Raw genomic sequence first — 16,564 nt, 5'->3', positions numbered from 1 at the left:
GCACCCGCGGAACCGGCTTTGCCGGGCCGCTGGGTGCGCCCCCTTGAGGGGGAGCGCCGCAGGCGCATTCGGGGGCGGGCTTCATTTTCAAACGCGGATCAGCATGTTGTCTTCGCAAACCTCGACATCGGCGCTCCTGAGCGTGGCGCGCTCGACGGAATCTTCATCGAGGATCGGATTGGTGTTGTTGATGTGGATCAGCATGCGTCGCGTGCCGTCCGGCAGCTTCGCCAGCCACTCCAGCATCCCGCCCGGCCCGGACTGCGGCAGGTGGCCGATGTCGCGGGCCGTCTTGGTGCTGAGCCCCATGCGCGGCATCTCGTCGTCGGTCCAGAAGGTGCCGTCGACCATCACCGCGTTGGCAGCGTTCATCGCGTCGAACACGGCCGGCGTGATCTGCCCCAGGCCCGGCGCATAGAACACCGACTTGCCGCTGTGGGCATCGGTGATCAGCATGCCGATGTTGTCGCCTTCGACCGGGTTGTCGCGGTGCGGCGAATACGGCGCCGCCTTGCTCGACAGCGGCAAGGCACGAAAGCTCAGCTCGGCAATGCCCGGCACGCTGAAGGTGCTGCCGTCCAGCGCGATGCCATGCCGGTCCACGCCGCAGTAGTGGCCCAGCACGGCCAGCACCGGGTTGCCGCGGCGCAAGTCTTCTTCGACCGGATCGGTGCACCACAGCGGCAGCGGCGACGTGCGCTCGCGCAGCATGAACAGGCCGGTCGCATGGTCGATCTGGCCGTCCATCAAGATCACGCCGGCGATGGCCGTATCGCGCAGAGTGCGGGCGGGTTGCAGCGCAGGCTTGCTGCGGATCTGTTCCAGGATGTCGGGGGAGGCGTTGAACAGCACGCCATCGTCTCCGTCGTCGGGCTGCACGAAGATCGAGGACTGCGTGCGCGCCTTGGCCTTCAATGTGCCGGCGCGCAGGCCGGCGCAGTTTCGGCAATTGCAGTTCCACTGCGGAAAGCCGCCGCCGGCAGCCGAACCCAGGACGGTGATGCGCATATCAGTGAATCGACGAGACCAATAAGACAACAAGCCCCGCAGGCCAGGCCAGCGGGGCTTGAACTTGCGCAGCCCGGCTCAACGGGCAGCGACGTACATCGTGATTTCGAAGCCGAAGCGGAAGTCTTGAGCGGTAGGGGTTTCCCATTGCATAAGCAGTCTCTCCTTTTGCGCAGTTGCACGGCCACCGACTGGCGGTCGCGGGGATTTTTCGAGTCCCGTGACGTATGGTCCGCCCGCGCGCCCCGCACGCACAGTCCCCCGATCATGATTCGCGCCTCATGATTTTCATGAATCGCGCGGCGCCGTCACGGCGATGCGGGCAAGCCGCTACGATCGCGCGGGTGTCTGCCACAACCACTCCGAGCGCCGCGCCGGGCCGCCCCAAGCAAGCTCACTCCCCCTCGGGGGGCAGCGAGGACACGCAGTGCCGAGCGTGGGGGCTCATGGAACCCGCGCCGGGCCGCCCCAAGCAAGCTCGCACCCCCTCGGGGGGCAGCGAGGACACGCAGTGCCGAGCGTGGGGGTCATGCTCCAGATGAGTCTCCGGCTCAAGATCAACCTGATCGTCGTCGCGCTGACCTTCGTCTTCGCGGCAGCCATCCTCACGCTGGAGCTGCGCAGCATGCGCGAGTCGGTGCACGAGGAGACGGCGGCGGCCAATCGCGTGGCCTCCCTGCTGCTGCAGGGCCAGGCCATGCGCTACGCGGCGCAGGGCACGCCCGCAATGCTGGCCTTCCTCCAGAGCATCGGGCGCATCCGTTCCAACGACCTCACCTTGTTCGATGCGCAGGGGCACGAGCTCTATCGCTCGCCGCCGCCCACCTACAAGGCCGGCCGCGATGCGCCGGCATGGTTCAGCGCGCTGGTCGGCCCGACACGATCGGTACAGTCCATCGCCTTCCCGGACGGCAAGCTGGTGGTGCAGGCCAACCCCTCGCGTGCCGAGGTGGATGCCTGGGACTACATGCTGAACCTGGGCATCGCCGCGCTGGTATTCCTGTTCGTGGTCAATGCCTTGGTCTTCTGGCTGGTCGGCCGGGCCGTGCGGCCTTTCGGCCGGATCGTGGATGCGCTCAACCAGGTGCAGGGCGGCCGCTTCGATGTCGTGCTGCCGCCGCTTGCGGGCACCGAGGCCGGCGCCATAGGCGCTGCCTTCAACCGCATGGTGCATGACCTGCAGGGCCACATCGAGACCGAGCGCCGCGCCGTGCGCGCCGAATCCCAGCTGTCCGACAGCCGCGAGCTCTCCCGATGGGTCGACAAGCACATCGAAGCCGAGCGCCGCCTGATCGCGCGCGAACTGCATGACGAACTCGGCCAGTCGGTGACGGCCATGCGCAGCATGGCCCTGTCGATCGCGGCGCGCATGCGTTCGCTGGACCCGCAGTCCGAACAGGCCGCGCGCCTGATCGCCGACGAATCCTCGCGCCTGTACGACGCGATGCACGGGATCATCCCGCGCCTGACGCCCTTGGTGCTCGACAACTTCGGCCTGGCCGAAGCGCTCGGCGACCTGGTCGAGCGCACGCAGCGCACCCATGCCGGCGTGCAGGTCACGCTGCAGGTCGACCTGGCCGATGCGATGCTGGGCGCGGACGCCTCGCTGGCCCTCTACCGCGCCGCACAGGAAGGCATCACCAATGCCATGCGCCATGGCAAGGCCGCACGTCTTGGCCTGACACTGCAAGGCGGCCATGATGAAGTCCGGCTGGAACTCGTCGACGACGGCGCAGGCTTCGCGCCGGAAGACCTGCATCGCGGCGGACACCACGGCCTGCGCTGGTTGGCCGAACGGGTGCAGGCGCTGGGTGGTGCTTTCGAGATCGACAACGTGCCGCCCCATGGCGCACGCCTGCAGGTTTGCCTGCCCGTGAACAACAACAAGGAGACCGCGTGATCCGTGTGATGCTGGCCGACGACCATGCCCTGGTGCGCATGGGTTTTCGCATGCTGCTGTCCGATGCCGAGTGCGAAGTAGTCGCCGAGGTGGACACCGGCGAGCAGGCCTGCATCGACTACGCACGGGTCAAGCCGGACGTGGTGGTGATGGACCTTTCGATGCCCGGCATCGGCGGCCTCGAGGCCGTGCGCCGGTTGCTCGCGCAAGACCCGAAGGCCCGCGTGCTGGCCCTGTCGGCCTACGAGGACACGGTGCATCCGCGACGCGTGTTGCGCGCCGGGGCCTTGGGCTACCTCACCAAGCGCAGCGCGCCCGATGCCCTGATCGCTGCCGTAACCGCCGTGGCGCGCGGCCAGCGCTATGTCGACCCCGCCACCGCGCAAGCCATGGCACTTGCGCAACTCGAAGGCGACGCGAGCCCGGCCGACACGCTGAGCGAACGCGAGTTCTCGGTGTTCATCCAGCTCGCGCGCGGCCAGAGCGTGGCGCAGATTGCCGAGACGTTGAACCTGTCACCGAGCACGGTGGGCACGCACCTCTATCACGTGAAGCAGAAGCTGGGCGCGAGCAACCAGTCGGAGCTGACGCTGGTGGCGCTGCGCTGGGGATTGATCCAGGCCTAGCAGGTTCGCCTGCGCTCGATACCGAGAAGACCCTGCGGCGGGCGCCGCGAGCAAGTGATCGAGCCCGCGCCGAAGCCCCGCAGGGCGGCTCTCAAGCCCTCACCCATCCTGCCCCATGCCGGCGTGTTCCATGAACCAGTCCAGGAACCTCCCGACGGCCTCGTCGCCCGCCTGCTCCTCGCGATACGCGATGAAGTGGTGCGTGCCTCCCAGCACCATTTCCTGCTCAACAGGCCTCACAAGCCGCCCCTGCTCGACCAGATGCCGCACGAGGTGATCCCATCCCAGGGTCACGCCCTGCTCGCCAAGCGCCATCTGCACCAGCAGGTTGTAGTCGTTGGCATTGAAGTAGCGCGGGCCCTTGCGCAGCCGATCCTCGATGTCGAGCTGGTGCATGGCAAACCAGACGCCCCAGTCCACATGCTCGGCAATCTGTGATCGCCCGTACGGGCTCAAGTCCAGCAGCACGCCGTCCCTCAGCCCTTCGAGCGTCTGGATCTCGGGGTGCGCGGCCAGGTAGGCAGGCGCGCACACCGGATAGACCCGGTCGTGAAAGAGTGGCTTGCTCAGGTAGCCGTCCAGCACCCGCGAAATCTTGGTGATGAAGATGTCCGGATTGGTCCCGGGCTCCATCGAGAGAAAGTTTTCCGTCGCGATCAGGTTGAGGTCGATGTCGGGATTCGCGCGGAAGAAGCTGGGAAGGCGATGCGACATCCACAGCGCAGAGAACGCTGGCGAGCAGCACAGGGTCAGCGTGCGCCGCGTCGTGCTGCCGTAGTCCTTGCGGATGCGCGTGGCGGCCTGGGCAATGTTGATGAAGGACAGCTGTGCCGCATCGAAGAAGACGGTGCCGGCGGCAGTCAGCTCCACCGAGCGCCCCACGCGCTTGAACAGGGGCGTGCCCAGATGGTCCTCCAGCTCGCGGATCTGCCGGCTGATGGCGGCCTGTGTGACGCAGAGCGTCTCCGCGGCGCGCGTGAAGCTCTGGAAGCGCGCAGCCGCGACGAAGCACTTCACGGCCCTCAAGGAGGGCATCTTGAGCAGCGTCTGGTCGGGGGTGGCGTGCTTGCTCATAACAGGGCGTTATCAATTCTAAGCAAGAAAGGTCGATTGTGCCCAATTAACGTCATACCTAGACTTCGAATCACCCAATAAAGCAATTCGGAGACAAGGAAATGACCAAAGTTACTTCACTTCCAGCTGACGATTCGACCTGCGGCTGGTTTCACTTGAGCAAGCCCCGGAAGGCCCGCCCCGGGCATTCCGGAAATACCGAGGCCCGCTGGGTCGTGATTGGCGCCGGCTTTACCGGTCTTGCGGCGGCAAGGCAACTGGCAATTAATTTCCCGGACGAGGAAATTGTATTGATCGATGCGCAGGAGGTGGGATTCGGCACCTCGGGCCGGAACGCCGGATTCGCCATCGATTTGCCGCACGATATTGGCGCCGACGACTATATCGGCGACATCGAAACCGCCAAGACGACGATGAAACTGAATCTGAGCGGTCAGACGATCCTCAAAAATCTGGTCGAAGAACACCGGATCGAATGCCATCTCCGCCCCTCAGGCAAATACCAGGCAGCCATCGAGGATCGCGGCATTGCCGTGCTCGATGCCTATCGCCACGGTCTGGACAAACTCGGCCAGCCCTACGAAATGATCGACGGGAAGGACCTGCCGGACCACATCGGCACCCGCTTCTACCGCAAGGCCTTGTTCACTCCCGGCACGATGCTGGTCCAGCCCGCGGCGCTGGTGAAGGGCCTGGCGGACAGCCTCCCCTCGAACGTCACGCTCTACGAGAACACCGCGATCACCGACGTGGACTACGGCGAAAAGACCGTGATCACCCATCGCAACGGGCGCATCACTGCAGACAAGCTCGTTCTCACCAACAACGCCTTCGGCATGCGCTTCGGCTTCCTGCAGGGCACGATGCTGCCCGTCTTCACCTATGCCAGCCTGACGCGGGAGTTGACGCCGGCGGAGCAGGCCCGCCTGGGTGGCAAGGACTTCTGGGGCGTGATTCCTGCCGACCCGTTCGGCACCACGCTGCGCCGCACGCACGACAACCGGATCCTGGTGCGAAACAGCTTCAGCTTCAATTCCGACGGACGCAGCAGGCAGAAATACCTGGACCAATTCGTCAAGAAGCATCGCGATTCATTCCAGCGAAGGTTTCCGATGTTGCCGGATGTCGAATTTGATTACACCTGGGGCGGCTCGCTGGCCTTGTCGCGCAATCATGCGGGCTTTTTCGGTCAACTCGCGCCCAATGTCTACGGTGCCCTTTGCTGCAATGGCCTGGGCGTGACGCGTGGCACGGCCACCGGCACCCTGCTCGCCGATTGGCTCGCCGGCGAGCGCAATGACCTGATCGATTTTCTGCGCAATTCGCCGGGGCCTGTCCGGAATCCGCCGGAGCCATTTCTTTCAATTGGCGTGAATCTCAGCCTGAAGTGGAACCAGTATCGGGCCGGCCAGGAAGGCTGACAAGTCGCCGGGCAAATCTGCGAATTTCAATTCCGCTCCATCGAGCATGGCGCCCTCCCTTCAATTCAAGGCGTGAACAAGACCTGGCGTATTGACCAGGCGGCACGCCCTCACTTCACGTAAACAACGGAGACAAGATGACCAACACGACTTCCATCGAAGACGTTCCCCTGAACAAATTCCACCAGTGGCTCAGCGTGCGCTGCGGCGGCGGCTGGATCCTGGACGGCTATGTCCTGAGCATCATCGGCGTGGCCATGGTCCCGCTGGCCGCCGCGCTCGATCTCGACAGCTTCTGGCAGGGGATGATCGCGGCCTCGGCGCTGATCGGGATCTTTTTCGGTGGCTTCCTCGGCGGCGTGCTCACCGGGCGGCTGGGTCGCCAGAAGCTCTTCTTCGTCGGGCCCACCATCTTCGTCCTCTGCTCCGTGGCGCAGTTGTGGGCCGACTCGGGCATGGCGCTGTTCCTGCTCCGGTTCCTGATCGGCATCGGCGTGGGCTTTGAATACCCTGTGGCCGGCTCGCTGCTGGTCGAGTTCATGCCCCGGAAGCACCGCGGCCCGCGCCTGGCGATGCTGACCATCCTCTGGTTCGCCGGCGCCGCGCTCGCTTATGTGGTCGGCAACATCCTGCTGGGCGGCGGCGAGGCCGAGGCCTGGCGCCTGGTGCTGGCGAGCCCGGCCTTCATCGGCGTGGCGCTGCTGCTGGTGCGCATCGGCACCCCGGAGTCGCCGCGCTGGCTGCTGAGCAAGGGCCGCACGACGGAAGCCGAAGCCGTCATCAAGCAGGTCTACGGCCCGTCGTTCTCGCTGCGCAACCTGCCCGAGCAACCGGCCGAGAAGAAGGTGTCGATCGCCGACCTGCTGCACTCCGGCTACGGCCGACGCATGCTGTTCGTCGCGGTGTTCTGGAGCTGCTCCGTCATCCCGGTGTTTGCCGTGTATGCATTCGCCCCCAAGGTGCTGCAGGCACTGAACCTGAGCGGAGCCTGGGCCTCCTTCGGCTCCGTCGCCATCACGCTGCTGTTCGTGGTGGGCTGCGTCATCGCCACGAAGCTGATCAATGTCGTCGGCCGTCGCAGCATGCTGATCCACAGCTTCCTGTGGTCGGGCCTGGCGCTGCTGGGGCTGGGCTACTTCTCGGCTGGCGCGGAAGTGCTGGTCCTGGTGCTGTTCGGTGCCTATGCGGTCTTCATCGGCGGTGCGCAGGTGCTGCAACTGGTCTACCCCAACGAACTGTTCCCTACCGAGATCCGCTCGGCAGCGGTCGGCATGGGCGCCTCGCTATCCCGCATCGGGGCCGCCGTGGGCACGTGGCTGGTGCCGATCGCGCTGCAGGGCATCGGCATCGGCAACACGATGTTTGCCGCCGCGGCAGTCACGATGCTCGGCCTGCTGGTGTCGCTGGTCCTGGCGCCGGAGACCCGTTCAATGAGCCTGCAGGAGGCCGCCTCCCTGGCGCGCTGACACGTCACTTCCCTCGCCTGCCAGGCGCAGGCGTCCCTTCATCGCAAACCCTCTCAAAATCAACGGAAACATCATCATGAAATTCGAAGGCATCTACACCCCCGCCATCACGCCCCTGACGTCCGACGGGCAGATCGACACGACCGCATTCGCAGAAGTCCTGGAGTACCTCATCGACGCCAAGGTGCACGGCATCATCATCGGCGGCTCCACCGGCGAGTACTACGCGCAGACCATGCAGGAGCGCCTCGAGCTCGCGGCCCTGGCAAAGCAGGTGATCGGCAGGCGGCTTCCACTGATCGTCGGCACCGGCGCCGTGCGCACGGAGGATTCGGTCGAATACGCCAAGGCCGCCCGCGCCATCAAGGCCGATGCCATCCTGGTCGGCTCGCCGCCCTACGCGCTGCCGACCCAGCAGGAAAACGCAGCGCATGCGCTGGCCATCGACAAGGCCGCGGGCCTGCCGGTCATGCTCTACAACTACCCGGGCCGCATGGGCGTGTCGATGGGCCGCGAGTTCTTCGACATCGTCACCAGGGCCTCGAAGAACTTCGTGGCGATCAAGGAGAGTTCGGGTGAGACCGCGCAACTGCACATGCTGGCGCGCGAGTTCCCGAACATCGACATCTCCTGCGGATGGGACGACCAGGCGATCGAGTTCTTCGCCTGGGGCGCGCGCAGCTGGACCTGCGCCGGCTCGAACTTCGTCCCGGCCGAACACGTGGCGCTCTACGAAGCCTGCGTGCTCGAGAAGGATTTCGACAAGGGCCGCCGCATCATGACCGCCATGCTGCCGCTGATGGACTTCCTGGAAGGCGGCAAGTTCGTGCAGTCCATCAAGTACGGCTGCGAACTGGCGGGCTTGCGAACCGGCGGCGTTCGCGCCCCGCTGCAAGCGCTCGACGCCAGCGAGAAGCGATCGCTGAAGGCCATCGTCGATGCGCTCAAGCGCGAGGTGGCTGCCATCGTCGACGGACCTTCGAGCCATCTCCTCAAGAAGGTCGCATGATCAGCAAGACCAAGGCGACCCTGATCGGCCTGGTCGCGATCCTGTTGTGGAGCTCGATCGTCGGACTGATCCGCGGCGTCAGCGAGAGCCTCGGCGCCACGGGCGGCGCCGCGATGATCTACACGGTCGCCTCTGTTCTTCTGCTCTTCACGGTCGGCTTTCCCAGGCTGCGCGCCTTTCCTCGCCGCTACCTGCTTTGGGGAAGCCTGCTCTTCGTGGCGTATGAGCTGTGTCTTTCGCTCTCCATCGGCTATGCCAACAGCGGCCGGCAGGCCATCGAGGTGGGCATGGTCAACTACCTGTGGCCGAGCTTCACGATGCTGTTCGCGATCGCGTTCAACGGGCAGAAGTCGAACCTGCTGATCGTTCCGGGTCTTGCGCTGTCCCTCTTCGGCATCTGCTGGGTGCTGGGCGGCGACCAGGGGCTGGATTTCCCCGGCATGGTGGACAACGTCCGGACCAACCCGCTCAGCTATGGACTGGCCTTCGCGGGCGCCTTGATCTGGGCCGCCTACTGCACGGTGACGGCGAGGCTCGCCGGCGGGAAGAACGGCATCACGCTGTTCTTCATGCTGACGGCGCTGACGCTGTGGGGCAAGTACCTGGCGGACGGCGGTGGCGCGATGCAGTTCAGCTTCCACGCCCTCCTCCAGCTTGCGCTGGCTGCTTCGGCCATGGGCTTTGGCTACGCGGCCTGGAACACCGGCATCCTGCATGGGCATGTGACCGTGCTGGCCGGGGCGTCTTACTTCACGCCGGTGCTGTCCGCCGCGCTGGCAGCGATGCTCTTGCACCAGTCGCTTTCGATGTCCTTCTGGCAAGGCGCTTCGCTGGTCTGCGGGGGATCGATCCTGTGTTGGTTCGCAACGCGTGGCGCACGCGTGCGACTGGCTATTGGGAGCCAGGCGAGGACGAGCGCGTGATGGCTGCCGCGGTGGGATTTGCGGGAGCCCAGTCAAGCACTGGCCAACCGGCGTTCAAAGCATGTGTCCGCAGCCGATCGTCCGGGCAGACTGCGACCGGATCAGATACCGCTTCCAACAAGGGCAGGTCGCCGATCGAATCGGAATAGAACCAGGACCGCCCGAAGTCGCCAAGCCGCGTCGCGGACCCTTGCGGTCGCGCTGCCAGCCATTCGCCCACCCGGCTCACTTTGTGATGCCGGTAGCAGGGCTCACCGTCGATCTCTCCAGTGAAGGCGGCGTCTGGCAACCCGCCAACGGTGGCGGGCCGCGTTGCGATCAATTCGTCGATGCCGAACAAACGGGCGATCGGCCAGGCGATCAATTCCGTGGTCGCCGTGACGATGGCGCAGAGGTCTCCATTCGCCCGATGCCGCTCGACCACTTTCAGGCTCGCCGGCGGAATGCTCGGCGCCAAGTCGATCTCGAATTCGCGTTGCCATTGCGCCAGCGTCGATCGCGGGACCGGCAGCAGCGGCTGCATGTTCGAGCGATGCATCGCATGGATGTCGAGCGTGCCGGCCACATAGAGGCGGCAGAAGTCCAGATGACGCTCCTCGGCGTCGGCCGGAAGGCGTCCATGCCGCATCAGGAAGCGAATCCAAGCCGTGCCGCTGTCGAAGGGAATCAGCGTGTGGTCAAGGTCGAACAGCGCCAGGTTGCCGGACGACGCCCTACCCCCCGCGCCAGCCCCGCTGTCAGTCTCGCTCACGCACTCTGCTCAGGATGCGAAACCTCGATCTGCAGCTTGTGGATCTTGCGATAGAGCGTGTTGCGGCTGATGTCGAGCGCCTTGGCCACATTGCTCACGTTCCAGCGGTGCTGCTCCAGCATCTGCAGCAGCAGTTGCCGCTCGTTCGCCTGGATCGGGTTGAGCCGGGCCGAGGCGTGCGCGTCGTCATGCTGGGCGTTGTGCGGCGCGGCAGTCTGCGCATCGGCAGCCTGCATCGGGGCCGCGCCCAAGCGCTCGCCGCCCACCTGGGGCACATGCTCTGCGTCATGCGGGGCATGGAGGTTGACCGCCAGCGCCGGCAGGTGCGCGCGGGTGATCGGCTCGCCATCGGCCAGCGCCGCCGCGGTGCGCAGCACATGCCCGAGCTGGCGCACGTTGCCGGGCCAACTGTGGGCCATCAGCATGCGTTCGGCCTCGGCGCTCAGCACGGCGTCGCTGCCGCCTTCGGTGGCCAGCATGCCGCGAATCAGTGCGAGCTTGTCGGTGCGCTCGCGCAGCGGCGGCAGTTGCACCTCGATGCCGGCCAGCCGGTAGTACAGGTCCTCGCGGAAGCGGCCCTCGCGCACCAGCGTCGGCAAGTGGCGATGGCTGGCGCTGATGAGCTGGAAGTCGACCGCATGGCTTTCCTCGGTGCCCAGCGGCGTGACGCGGCGCTCGTCCAGCACGCGCAGCAGGCGCGATTGCAGTTCCAGCGGCATGTCGGCGATCTCGTCGAGGAACAGCGTGCCGCCATCGGCCTGCTGGATCTTGCCGCGGCGCCCTGCCTTTTGTGCGCCAGTGAACGCGCCGGCACAGTAGCCGAAGAGTTCGGATTCGATCAGCGCCTCGGGCAGGCTCGCGCAGTTGATTGCCACGAAGGCGCCCGATGCCTGCGGGCTGCTCTCATGCAGCGAGCGCGCGAAGACTTCCTTGCCTGAACCCGTTTCACCGCAAAGCAGCACCGGCGTGCCGCGGGCGATCACGCGCCGAGCGACCTCCAGTTGCGCAGCCAGTCGCGGATCCTCGAAGACGCGGGCAACTGCCGGGGCACGCCGGGCCACCGGCCGCGCCTTGCCCTTTGCGAGCGCCATCGACGCACCGCCAGGCGAAGGCATGCCGCTCGCCGACGAAGGCAAGGACAGTGCGTCCGCAGTCGAGGCCGGGCGTCGCGCCACCGCAAAGAAGCGCGATGCCGCATTGGTTCGATAGGTCACCACGGGATGGAAGGATGACGACGCGCTGCGCTGCAGCATGTCCGGCAGCGAGGTCTGGAACAGGTCCTCGATGCGCCGCGACCGGATCTCGTCCATCGACTGCAGGCCCAACTGGAACAAGGCGCTGCGGTTGGCGGCCAGCACGCGCCCGTCATCGTCCACCGCCAGCTTGCCTTCGTGCAGCGTATAGACGAATTCAGGACGGCTGTGGAAATGCAGCGGATGGGCGTTGCGGAACTGGTGGTCGATCAACCGGTTCTCGATCATCCGCGCCGTCATCGTCAGCAAGACCAGCAGGTGCTGCTGCATCAGGCTGGACCGGCTCGTCACATCCAGCGCCGCGACGATGTTGCCGGCCGGATCGCACACCGGCACCGCCGAGCACGTCAGTTGCGTGAACTGCGTGTAGAAGTGGTCCTCACGCCGCACGCAGACTGGGCTCGCCGCGGCCAGGCAGGTGCCCATGCCGTTGGTGCCGGCCTCGGTCTCGCTCCAGATGCCGCCGGCCCGCAGGCCCAGCGGGCCGACCTCGGCCGCGAACTCCGGGGAGGACACCATGTGCAGGATCACGCCGTCCGTGTCGGTCAACAGCACGGCCATCTCCGTATCGGCCAGCTGCTGGTAGAGCGTGGTCATCTCGTAGCGCGCGCACTCCAGCACAGCGGCGTGACGCACGCGCCGCTCCTCGAGCAGGACGCGCCCCATCACAGCGGGGTCGCGCGGCTTGTCCGGGCGCAGGTTGTACTGGTTGAGGCAGCGAATCCAGGAGAGCGTCACGACATCGTCGCTCCGCTCGGAGAACCCGCCCCGCACCACTTCCAGAACTCGATTCGCGTGGGCATCCGCCGGATGTCCCGCATTGCGCACCGTCAGCACCATCGACGTCTCCAGTCCGTCCGGCGTCGATTTGCGCCGGTTGACAATTCTGTAGCGCAGTGGCGGCCGAGCGCAACGGGGTGTGCACGGGTGCATGCCAATTCCCAACGCGCGCTCAACGCGATGTGTGGCCCGGATTTTGCGGATCCATGGTCCGCTGCATAGGGAAATCTTCCCGACAACCGATCGCTCCAGACAAGAAGGCGCCCTTTGGACACGAGCATTTCTTCGTTCACCCCACCCTCCAGCGCCGCCGAGCAACTGCCCGGCTTGGCCGCCATGGACGTTGTCTTCATCGAGGGATTCACCGGTGACACGGTGATCGGCATCCACGAGACCGAACTGCACCGCCCGCAGCCCCTGGTCATCGACGTGCACATGGGCCTGCTCCGCGCGCGGGCTTGCGACACCGACCGCATCGCCGACACCATCGACTACGGCGAGGTCTGCCAGCGCCTGCGTGGCCTGATGGCCCAACACAAGCTTCAATTGCTGGAGGCCTTCGCCGAGGCCATTGCCGACATCGCGATCGGCGAGTTCGGTGCGTGCTGGGTCCGGGTCAAGGTGGTGAAGCCGCGCAAGTTCAAGGACGTGGGCGCCGTGGGCGTGCAGATCGAGCGCCGGGCGCCGTTGCCCGAGGCGCCGCTGCCCGAGGCGCCGCTGTCACGCGCTGGCGCCGTTCTGCGGCTGATCGGTTCCGGCATGGTCCCGGACCAAGGTCGCTGAAAAAAAAGACGGCCGGGCGTGCCCCGACAGCCGTGCACTGCGCCACGGCCATGACAGTGTGTACCGCTCGCCCGGCATGACGCCGGACACTGTGAGCCGCCTTTTCTGTTCCCTCCCCATCCAGTCGGGTTATTTGCGGAGACGGGGACGCGCGAAAATGCGCGGCCCTCCAATTCTTCGCAATGAACCCTCTTATCCGAGCAGCGGCACTCGCCGGCTATGAACAACAGGCTTCAGAAGCAGGCCTGTCCGCGGACGCTCAATTGCGGCGGGTTGGACTGTCGCTGGCCGTCTTGCACGAACCTGATCGGCTGATCCCCTATCCCGACATGATCGCGTTGCTGGAGCAGTCGGCGGCGGCGTCGGGCCAGCCGGACTTCGGCCTGCGGCTGTCTCAGCGCCAGGGGCTGGAGATCCTCGGGCCGGTGGCGGTGATCGCCGAGAACGCGATCGACGTGGCGCAAGCCTTTGCGCTGACGGGGCGCTACATGTTCGTCCACAGCCCCGCGAAACGCATGAGCGTGCAACCGGTCCCCGGCGGACGCTGGATCGACCTGTGCTTCGACATCGAACTCGAGCCGCGCCCGCCTTGCGTCCAGGCCATCGAGCTGGCGCTGGGCGTGATGGTGCGGTGCGCGCACATGCTCGGCCAGGGCGAATTCACGCCGCACGAGATCCTGCTGCCGCACCCCCGCGCGAATGGCAGCACGCAGCACGAACAAATGCTTGGCGCGCCCTGCCGCTTCAACCAGCCCCAGGCCGCGGTGCGGCTGGCTGCGCGCGACATGCGACGCCCGCTGCATGGCAGCAACCCGATGCTGCGCGAGATGGCGCAGCGCTACATCGACACGCAATTCATCGAGCCCAGCAAGCCCCTCTCCGATCGCGTGCGCCAGATCGTGCAGCGCCTGCTGGGTACCGAGCAGGCTTCGCACCACACCGTCTCGCAGATGCTGGCAATGCACCCGCGCACGTTGCAGCGCCGGCTGCTGGAGGAAGGCACGAACTTCGAGAAGATCAAGGATGAGGTTCGCCGCAACATGGTCGAAAGCCTGATGCGCGGCCCCGAGCCGCCATCGCTGACGGTGTTGATGGCGATGCTCGACTACGCCGACGCCTCGACCCTCACGCGGAGCTGCCGCCGCTGGTTCGGCGTCCCGCCGAAGGCACTGCGTACCGTGTTCGAACAGGGCGCAGGTTGAAGTGAACGGGGCGACCGCGCGCGCATAATGCGCGCTCGCTGGAATAAAGCGTGGTGCAGGTCACCAACAACAAACTCAGGAGGAGACAAGAAATGAACAACGCATCGGCGGCCGCGTGCCGCATGGACCCACGGCCTTCTTTCCTGCGGCGCGGCACCGCGGCCGTGGCAGGCCTGATGATCGCGGCGGCTGGCGCCTTCGCCCCCCCGGCACAAGCGCAGGCCGCTGCCAGTCAGCCCAACATCCTGGTCATCATGGGCGATGACATCGGCATCTGGAACCTTTCCGCCTACAGCCGCGGCAGCATGGGCTACCGCACGCCCAACATCGACAGCATCGCGCGCGAAGGCGCGATCTTCACGGACCATTACGCGCAGCCTTCGTGCACGGCCGGCCGCGCAGCCTTCATCACCGGCCAGTTGCCGATCCGGACCGGCCTGACCTCCGTGGGCATCGTCGGCGCCAAGCAAGGCATCCAGTCCACCGACGCCACGCTGGCCGAAGTGCTCAAGGCCCAGGGCTATGCCACCGGCCAGTTCGGCAAGAACCACTTGGGCGACCGCAACGAATACCTGCCGACCGTGCACGGCTTCGACGAGTTCTTCGGCAACCTCTACCACCTCAACACCGAGGAAGAGCCCGAAGACGCCGACTACCCGACCGACCCCGCCTTCAAGAAGCGCTTCGGCCCCCGCGGCGTGCTGCATTGCACCGCCCGCAAGGACGACAACCCGGCCACGCCGACGGATGCGCGCTTCGGCCCCTGGGGTGCGCAGAACTGCGAAGACACCGGGCCGCTCACGAAGAAGCGCATGGAAACGGTCGATGCCGAATTCATCGGCGGCGCAGAGAAATTCATGGCCAAGGCCAAGGCCGACAAGAAGCCCTTCTTCGTGTGGCTCAACACCACGCGCATGCACGTGTTCACCCACGCGCCGCAGGACTACTACAAGCGATGCCGCGCCATCACCAGCGGCTACGACTCGCACTGCGCCGGCATGCTGCAGCATGACGAGGAAATCGGCGGCGTGCTTGCCAATCTCAAGAAGATGGGGCTGGACCAGAACACCATCGTGGTCTACACCACCGACAACGGGCCGGAGCATTCGACCTTCCCGGAAGGCGCCACCACGCCCTATCGCTCGGAGAAGATGACGACCTGGGAAGGCGGCGTGCGCGTGCCGGCGATGATCAAGTGGCCCGGCCGCATCCAGCCCGGCACCGAACTCAACGGCATCCAGTCGCATGAAGACCTGTTCACCTCGCTGGCGGCTGCCGCCGGCGCAGGCGACATCAAGGATCGCCTGGCCAAGGGCGACGCCCTGGGCACCTCGGTGGTCAAGAAGGGCTACATCGATGGCGTGAACAACATCGACTACTGGAGCGGCAAGTCGCAGGAGTCGGCGCGCAAGAACTTCTTCTAATACGAAGAGTCGACGCTGCGCGCGATCCGCATGAACCAGTGGAAGCTGGCCTTCGGCAGCCGTGACGGCTACTACGGTGCTTCGACGACCTATCCGCTGCCGTTCGTGCTCAACCTGCGCCAGGACCCGTTCGAGTCGTACACACAAGCGCCGGGACCGCGCGGCGACGTGACCCAGCACAAGACCTGGCTCCTGAACGCTGCGCTGGAGCAACTCATGCAGCATGTCGGCTCGCTCAAGGCTTTCCCGCCGAGCCAGAAGTCCACGTCGCTGGACGTGAACAAGCTGATCGACAGCATGGTGAATGCGGGCGCTGCCAGGCCCGCAGCTGCACCAGCGCAGCAGTAGCAATCGGGGCTCGTGCCACATTCCCAGGAGTGAAAGAAATGACAGACATGCGAGTCCCGTTTGCCCCCGAGGCGATCACCCGTCAACTGACCGACGCGCTCGCATTGCAGCGCAAGGCCTACTTCGCACACCCGGTTCCCACCTATGAAGAGCGCCGTGCTGACCTTCGCCAGATCAAGCGCTTCATCCTCGACCACAAGGAAGCGCTGATCGACGCGGTCTCTGCCGACTACGGCAACCGCTCGCGCCACGAGACGCTGCTGGCCGAGATCTTCCCGGCCACCGACGGCGTCGACCAGGTGCTCAAGCACCTGCGCGGCTGGATGAAGCCGCGCAAGCGCGCAGTCGACATCCGCAACTACTTCGGCGCCAAGAACCGCGTCATTCCGCAGCCGCTGGGCGTGATCGGCGTCATCACGCCGTGGAACTTCCCGATCAACCTGACGATGATCCAGCTCACCTACATCTTCGCCGCGGGCAACCGCGCGATGGTGAAGATGAGCGAGAACTCGCGCCACCTGGCCAAGCTGCTGATGGACCGCATGCCGGCGTACTTCCCGCCGGAGAAGCTGCAGTTCTTCGACGAGACCGGCGGT

Annotated in this window: 16 protein-coding genes; 11 read left to right on the top strand and 5 right to left on the bottom strand. The window is 65.8% G+C overall.

The window, feature by feature from the left end; all coding sequences use genetic code 11:
* Window positions 1–87: 87 nt before the first annotated feature.
* Window positions 88–1,008 (bottom strand): pyrroloquinoline quinone biosynthesis protein PqqB, encoded by a 921-nt coding sequence (pqqB, locus tag WKW82_RS28330; RefSeq protein WP_340345953.1) that lies wholly within the window; start codon window positions 1,006–1,008, stop codon window positions 88–90.
* A 78-nt stretch (window positions 1,009–1,086) separates the two neighbouring features.
* Window positions 1,087–1,161, bottom strand: coding sequence for a pyrroloquinoline quinone precursor peptide PqqA (gene pqqA, locus WKW82_RS28325; protein WP_213954950.1), 75 nt, complete (start codon window positions 1,159–1,161; stop codon window positions 1,087–1,089).
* 376 nt (window positions 1,162–1,537) lie between these two features.
* Here pqqA and WKW82_RS28320 point away from each other — a divergent pair, with 376 nt between their 5' ends.
* Both WKW82_RS28320 and WKW82_RS28315 read left to right on the top strand, forming a co-directional pair.
* Entirely contained in the window at window positions 1,538–2,908 is a 1,371-nt protein-coding gene (locus WKW82_RS28320; RefSeq protein WP_340345952.1) for a HAMP domain-containing protein, read from the top strand.
* Window positions 2,905–3,534: a response regulator gene (locus WKW82_RS28315; protein WP_340333773.1), complete on the top strand. Its 630-nt coding sequence runs from the start codon at window positions 2,905–2,907 to the stop codon at window positions 3,532–3,534. The genes WKW82_RS28320 and WKW82_RS28315 overlap by 4 nt, the downstream gene beginning before the upstream one ends.
* Window positions 3,535–3,633: 99 nt before the next feature.
* Here the strand turns inward: WKW82_RS28315 and WKW82_RS28310 are convergent, their stop codons facing one another.
* Window positions 3,634–4,608 (bottom strand): LysR substrate-binding domain-containing protein, encoded by a 975-nt coding sequence (locus WKW82_RS28310; protein WP_340345951.1) that lies wholly within the window; start codon window positions 4,606–4,608, stop codon window positions 3,634–3,636.
* Between the two features lie 101 nt (window positions 4,609–4,709).
* Between WKW82_RS28310 and WKW82_RS28305 the strand changes: the two genes are divergently transcribed.
* The 4 genes from WKW82_RS28305 (at window position 4,710) to yddG (ending at window position 9,427) form a co-directional block, all read left to right on the top strand.
* Window positions 4,710–6,029, top strand: a complete 1,320-nt coding sequence (locus WKW82_RS28305) for an NAD(P)/FAD-dependent oxidoreductase (protein WP_340345950.1) — start codon at window positions 4,710–4,712, stop codon at window positions 6,027–6,029.
* A gap of 137 nt (window positions 6,030–6,166) precedes the next feature.
* A complete protein-coding gene (locus WKW82_RS28300; RefSeq protein WP_340345949.1) occupies window positions 6,167–7,495 on the top strand; it encodes an MFS transporter in 1,329 nt (442 codons plus the stop codon).
* Window positions 7,496–7,571: 76 nt separating this feature from the next.
* Entirely contained in the window at window positions 7,572–8,504 is a 933-nt protein-coding gene (locus WKW82_RS28295; protein ID WP_340345947.1) for a dihydrodipicolinate synthase family protein, read from the top strand.
* Window positions 8,501–9,427 (top strand): aromatic amino acid DMT transporter YddG, encoded by a 927-nt coding sequence (gene yddG / locus WKW82_RS28290; RefSeq protein WP_340345946.1) that lies wholly within the window; start codon window positions 8,501–8,503, stop codon window positions 9,425–9,427. Before WKW82_RS28295 ends, yddG begins: the two co-directional genes overlap by 4 nt.
* Here the strand turns inward: yddG and WKW82_RS28285 are convergent.
* Both WKW82_RS28285 and WKW82_RS28280 read right to left on the bottom strand, forming a co-directional pair.
* A complete protein-coding gene (locus WKW82_RS28285) occupies window positions 9,396–10,178 on the bottom strand; it encodes an HAD family hydrolase (protein ID WP_340345945.1) in 783 nt (260 codons plus the stop codon). The genes yddG and WKW82_RS28285 overlap by 32 nt on opposite strands.
* Window positions 10,175–12,271: a sigma-54-dependent Fis family transcriptional regulator gene (locus WKW82_RS28280; protein WP_340345944.1), complete on the bottom strand. Its 2,097-nt coding sequence runs from the start codon at window positions 12,269–12,271 to the stop codon at window positions 10,175–10,177. Before WKW82_RS28280 ends, WKW82_RS28285 begins: the two co-directional genes overlap by 4 nt.
* A 207-nt stretch (window positions 12,272–12,478) precedes the next feature.
* On the opposite strand from WKW82_RS28280, the gene WKW82_RS28275 reads away from it, so the two are divergent.
* From WKW82_RS28275 to WKW82_RS28255, 5 genes are all read left to right on the top strand, one after another.
* Window positions 12,479–12,994: a dihydroneopterin aldolase gene (locus tag WKW82_RS28275; RefSeq protein ID WP_340345943.1), complete on the top strand. Its 516-nt coding sequence runs from the start codon at window positions 12,479–12,481 to the stop codon at window positions 12,992–12,994.
* A gap of 182 nt (window positions 12,995–13,176) precedes the next feature.
* On the top strand, window positions 13,177–14,196 hold the full coding sequence (locus WKW82_RS28270) for an AraC family transcriptional regulator (protein ID WP_340345942.1): 1,020 nt from the start codon (window positions 13,177–13,179) through the stop codon (window positions 14,194–14,196).
* Window positions 14,197–14,288: 92 nt separating this feature from the next.
* Window positions 14,289–15,620, top strand: a complete 1,332-nt coding sequence (locus WKW82_RS28265; RefSeq protein ID WP_340345941.1) for a sulfatase-like hydrolase/transferase — start codon at window positions 14,289–14,291, stop codon at window positions 15,618–15,620.
* A 30-nt stretch (window positions 15,621–15,650) separates the two neighbouring features.
* Window positions 15,651–15,968, top strand: coding sequence for a hypothetical protein (locus tag WKW82_RS28260; protein ID WP_340345940.1), 318 nt, complete (start codon window positions 15,651–15,653; stop codon window positions 15,966–15,968).
* 38 nt (window positions 15,969–16,006) lie between these two features.
* The coding region (locus tag WKW82_RS28255) for an aldehyde dehydrogenase family protein (RefSeq protein ID WP_340345939.1) at window positions 16,007–16,564 on the top strand (558 nt) is incomplete at its 3' end.

Source organism: Variovorax rhizosphaerae (assembly GCF_037889975.1).
GTDB lineage: Bacteria > Pseudomonadota > Gammaproteobacteria > Burkholderiales > Burkholderiaceae_C > Variovorax > Variovorax rhizosphaerae.
Note: the sequence above shows the minus strand (reverse complement) of the source record. Positions and strands in the feature narration are given on the sequence as shown.